This is a genomic window from Curtobacterium sp. Csp2 (assembly GCF_013347165.1).
In genome coordinates this window covers 1,381,664-1,386,514 of record NZ_CP054593.1, presented here as the reverse complement: position 1 = coordinate 1,386,514, position 4,851 = coordinate 1,381,664, and the positions used below count along the sequence as shown (strand labels likewise).

The following is a 4,851-nucleotide window of genomic DNA, read 5'->3' as shown; positions in this document are numbered from 1 at the left end:
GCTCAAGGCCCCGCCGGTGCTCGTGCTCGACGAGGCGACGAGCGCGCTCGACTCCATCTCCGAGCACGTCGTCCAGACCGCCCTCGACACGGCGGCGGCCGGGCGGACGACGATCTCGATCGCGCATCGTCTCTCGACGATCCGGGACGCCGACGTGATCTTCGTGCTCGACCACGGGCGGGTTTGCGGGCTGGAGGGAGCCGAGCGGTCAGCGATCCGCGTCGACCGGGGCGTTCTGCTGCCGGAAGAGCGCCGCGTACACGCCGTCACGGTCGAGCAGTTCGTCGTGCGTCCCGCGCTCGACGATCCGCCCGTGGTCGAGCACGAAGATCACGTCGGCGTCCCGGATCGTCGAGAGACGATGCGCGATCGAGATCGTCGTCCGCCCGGCCGCCGCCGTGTCGAGGGCGGTCTGGACGACGTGCTCGGAGATGGAGTCGAGCGCGCTCGTCGCCTCGTCGAGCACGAGCACCGGCGGGTCCTTGAGCAGCACCCGCGCGATCGCGATGCGCTGCTTCTCGCCGCCGGACAACCGGTAGCCGCGCTCCCCCACGACGGTGTCGTAGCCGTCGGGGAACGAGGCGATGGTCTCGTGGATGTTCGCCGCGCGTGCCGCACGCTCGAGCTCGGCGTCGGTCGCGTCCGGCTTGGCGTACCGGAGGTTGTCGCCGATCGAGGCGTGGAACAGGTAGGTCTCCTGGCTGACGATGCCGACGTGCCGCATCAGGTCCTCGTGCTCCAGGTCCCGCACGTCCGCACCCGCGAAGCGCACCGAGCCCGAGGATGCTTCGTACAGTCGCGGGACCAGGTACGAGATCGTCGTCTTGCCGGCGCCCGACGGCCCGACGAACGCGGCGAACTGTCCGGGTTCGAGCTCGAACGAGACCTGGCGCAGGGTGGGCGCGTCGGCCTCGGCGTCCGGGTAGGCGAAGGTGACGTCCTCGAACGCGACGTGCCCGACGCGGCGCTCGTCCACCTTCTGCGCGGTCGGCGCGTCGGTGATGGCGGGACGCAGGTCCAGGTACTCGAAGATCCGGGCGAACAGGGCTCCGGAGGTCTGCAGGTCGAGGACCACGCGCAGCAGGCCCACCGTCGGGAAGAGCAGCCGCGACTGCACCGTGGTGAACGCGACGATGGTGCCGGCGGTGATCGGCACGTTCCCGATGATCAGGTACGCGGCCACCACGTAGATGACCGCGGGGATGATCGACAGGAAGACCTGGACGATGGCGAAGAACCACTGGCCGGACATCTGCTGGCGGACCTGCAGCCGGATCTGGTTGCGGTTCTCGTCCCCGTACCGCTGCGTCTCGCTGCGCTGCTGGTTGAACGACTTGGCGAGCAGGATGCCGGAGACGCTCAGTGCCTCCTGGGTGATCGCCGTCATGTCGGAAAGTGACTCCTGCGTCTGGGCCGCGATCCGCGCGCGGACCTGGCCGACCCGCCGCTGGGCGATGACCAGGAGCGGCAGGAGGACGACCGCGACGAGCGTCATCTGCCAGCTCAGCAGCAGCATCGCGACGATCGCGGCGATGACGGTGACGGTGTTGCCGAGGACGGACGAGATCGTGTTGTTGAGGACGCTCGCGACGCCACCGACGTCGTTCTGCAGCCGTGACTGGATGACGCCGGTCTTCGTGCGGGTGAAGAAGGCCAGCTCCATCCGCTGCAGGTGCCCGAAGAGCCGCATCCGCATGGCGCCCATGACCTTGTTGCCGACGGTCGCCGTCAGGTAGGTCTGCCAGATGCCGACGCCGGCGCTCGCGATCCAGAGGGCGATCATGCCGCCGACGAGCTCGAACAGCACCGGCAGGTCCGGGCGACCACCCGGTGGGAACAGTCCGCGGTCGAACGCCTGCTGGGTGAGCAGCGGCGGGATCACCGACAGGGCCGCCCCGACGAGTACGAGCACGACCGTCAGGACGATCGCGCGGCGGTGCGGCACGAAGAGCTCGGCGATCCGCCGGACGAGGTGCGGGATCCGCGGCGCCTCGGCGTTCGCGGCCTTCTGCGCCCGGACGTCGCCGCTCGAGATGCGCCCACCGCCGCGGGGTCCGCCCGCGGTACCCGGACGCATCCCGTGGCCCATGCTCATGGGGCAAACCTATCCCCGCGCGGTGACGGTGGCGGGGTGGCCCGTATTTGACCCCGTTCAGGGGCCGTGCGACCATCAGCAGTCCCCTTCCCCGGCTCCACAGAGGTCCCATGACGTCCGCGCCCACCCGCCCCACGTCGCTCCGCCAGCAGCTCGCTCGGCGCAAGCCCATCGAGCAGCTGCAGGCAGAGGCCGCGCGCGGCGTGGACGGTGCGCCGCTCCGTCGCTCCCTCGGCGTGTGGCACCTGACGATGATCAGCGTCGGCGCGACCCTCGGGACCGGCATCCTCGTCGTGCTCGGGACCGCGGTGCCCCTCGCCGGGCCGGCCGTGTGGATCTCGTTCGTGGTGGCCGGCGTCGCCGCGCTGCTCTCCGCGCTGTCCTACGCGGAGATGGCCGGCGCGGTGCCGACGTCCGGGTCCAGTTACTCGTACACGTACGCGACCATGGGCGAGGGCATCGCCTGGGTCTGCGGCTGGTGCCTCGTCCTCGAGTACGCGGTGTCCGTGGCCGCCGTGGCCGTGGGCGCGAGCGAGTACGTCGACGAGACCCTCCGCGTCTTCGGTCTGCACCTGCCGACGGCCCTCGCGGCTCCCCCCGGCGACGGCGGGGTCGTCAACCTGCCCGCGGCGCTCCTGGTCCTGCTCGCGACGGCGGTCCTGTTGCCCGGGGCCCGCGAGAGCGCCTGGGTGAACACGCTGATGGTCGTCGTGAAGATCGCCCTGCTGGTGTTCTTCGTCGTCGTCGCGTTCACCGCGTTCCGCGCGCAGAACTTCGAACCGCTCGCCCCCATGGGGGCCGCCGGCGTGACCGCTGCGGCCTCGCGCCTGTTCTTCTCGTACATCGGGTTCGACGCCGCGTCGACCGCCGGGGAAGAGGCGAAGGACCCCCGCCGCGACCTCCCCCGCGCGATCATCGGGTCGATCGCGCTCATCACCGCGCTGTACATCCTCGTGGCGATCGCCGCGATCGGAGCGCGCTCGTGGACGTCGTTCTCCGCCGACGAGGCCTCGCTCGTCCGCATCGTCGTCGACGTCACCGGCCAGCCCTGGGTCGCGCTCGTGTTCTCCGTCGGCGCTGTGGTCGCGATCGCGAGCGTCGTGCTCACCGTGCTCTACGGCCAGACCCGCATCCTGCTGACCATGGCGCGGGACGGACTCGTGCCGAAGCTCTTCGGCCGGGTCTCCCACCGCACCGGCACGCCCGTCGTCGGCACCCTCGTGGTCGGCGTCGTCGTGACCGTCGTGGCGGCGCTCGTCCCCCTCGGGGAGCTCGCCGACGCCACGAGCATCGGCACCCTCGTCGCGTTCGCCCTCGTCAACGTGTCGGTGCTCGTCCTGCGCCGCAGCCGACCCGACCTGGAGCGCTCGTACCGCGTCCCGCTGTTCCCGGTCGTCCCGGTGCTCGGCACGCTCTGCTGCGTCCTGCTCGCCGTGTTCCTCGGAGCCGGCACGTGGATCGCCTTCGGGCTGTGGATGCTCGCCGGCGTGGTGCTCTACCTGGTCTACGGCCGCCGCCACAGCACCCTGCGTTGACCCGTGCGGCGGCCCGCGCCCTGCTGCGTCCTCACGCGCTCAGCGACACCTCACGCGCCGGTCAGCCCGTGACCTGTCGCTGAGCCCGTGACATCCGTCCTCCACACAGCCGGTCGCTGCGGAGGTCGTGCACCGGTCCCGCCGATCACACCCCGGACCCGCCCGGGCACGGCCACGATCGGCGCATGCACGAACACCGGAAGCGCACACCGATCCTCCGGACGTCCCCCGCCGACCCGGCGACCGCTCGGACCCTGCAGCGTCGGTACGCGGCGGGCAGTCTCGTGCGGCTGCTGCCCGGGGTGTTCATCGAGCGCGACGTCTGGGACGGCCTCGCCCTCCACGAACGACACCTCACCCGCGCCCGTGCCGTCGCGCCGCTGCTGCGTCCCGGTTCCGTCTTCTCGCACGGGACCGCCGCGATGATCCACGGCTGGCCCTGGATCGGGGACGTCGGCGATCGGGTCCACGTGCTCGATCCGAACGCAACGGTCATCCAGCACCGAGCTGGCGTCGTCCGTCACCCCGGCGTTCCGCGGACCGCCGTCGACCCCGCGGCGTTCGACGGCGTTCCCGTCACCTCGGCCCTCGACACGGCCGTGATGCTCGCGACGTCGTGCGCGCTGCACGTCGCAGCGGTCGCCGTCGATGCCGCCGTCCGCCGCAGGCAGGTCCGGATCGACGAGCTGCAACAGCACGTCCCCCGACGGCCAGCCCGTGGGTCCGTCCGCGCCGCCGCCGTGCTCGATGCGCTCGACCCGCTCCACGAGTCCGCCGGCGAGTCCTTCGCCGCCGCACGGTTCGTCGAGCTGGGCATGCCGCCGTGGGTGAGCCAGGCGCTGGTACGGCACGCCGACGGCACGATCGACCGGCTCGACTTCTGGTTCCCGTCCCTGGGGGTGGTCGTCGAGTTCGACGGGCGACAGAAGTACGTCGACCCGACGATGCTGGACGGACGCGACCCCGGCGACGTGCTCTGGGCGGAGAAGCGTCGCGAGGACCGGGTCCGAGCGTTGCCCGCCGTCCGCACGGTCGTCCGGGCGACGTGGTGGCACCTGGTCGAGCTCGACCGACTCCGAGCGCTCTTCCGCGCACACGGCGTCCCGGTGTGAACCGGAGCACCTCACGCGCTCAGCGACACTCCACGCGCGCCTGCCGCCGTGAAGTGTCGCTCAGCGCGTGAACTCGCGGCAGGCAGGCAGGCAGACAGGCGGCCGGGCG

General features: G+C 71.6%; 3 protein-coding genes and 1 pseudogene. 3 read left to right on the top strand and 1 reads right to left on the bottom strand.

All coding sequences use genetic code 11. From position 1 onward, the window contains the following. Positions 1–184, top strand: a pseudogene (locus HUN59_RS06965) (ABC transporter ATP-binding protein); the annotation flags it as partial. A gap of 24 nt (positions 185–208) precedes the next feature. Here HUN59_RS06965 and HUN59_RS06960 read toward each other — a convergent pair. Beyond that, positions 209–2,095, bottom strand: a complete 1,887-nt coding sequence (locus HUN59_RS06960) for an ABC transporter ATP-binding protein (RefSeq protein ID WP_254630018.1) — start codon at positions 2,093–2,095, stop codon at positions 209–211. 110 nt (positions 2,096–2,205) lie between these two features. Between HUN59_RS06960 and HUN59_RS06955 the strand changes: the two genes are divergently transcribed. Both HUN59_RS06955 and HUN59_RS06950 read left to right on the top strand, forming a co-directional pair. Next, positions 2,206–3,630: an APC family permease gene (locus tag HUN59_RS06955; RefSeq protein WP_174777940.1), complete on the top strand. Its 1,425-nt coding sequence runs from the start codon at positions 2,206–2,208 to the stop codon at positions 3,628–3,630. Between the two features lie 185 nt (positions 3,631–3,815). Beyond that, on the top strand, positions 3,816–4,742 hold the full coding sequence (locus tag HUN59_RS06950) for a hypothetical protein (RefSeq protein WP_174777939.1): 927 nt from the start codon (positions 3,816–3,818) through the stop codon (positions 4,740–4,742). Positions 4,743–4,851 lie beyond the last annotated feature (109 nt).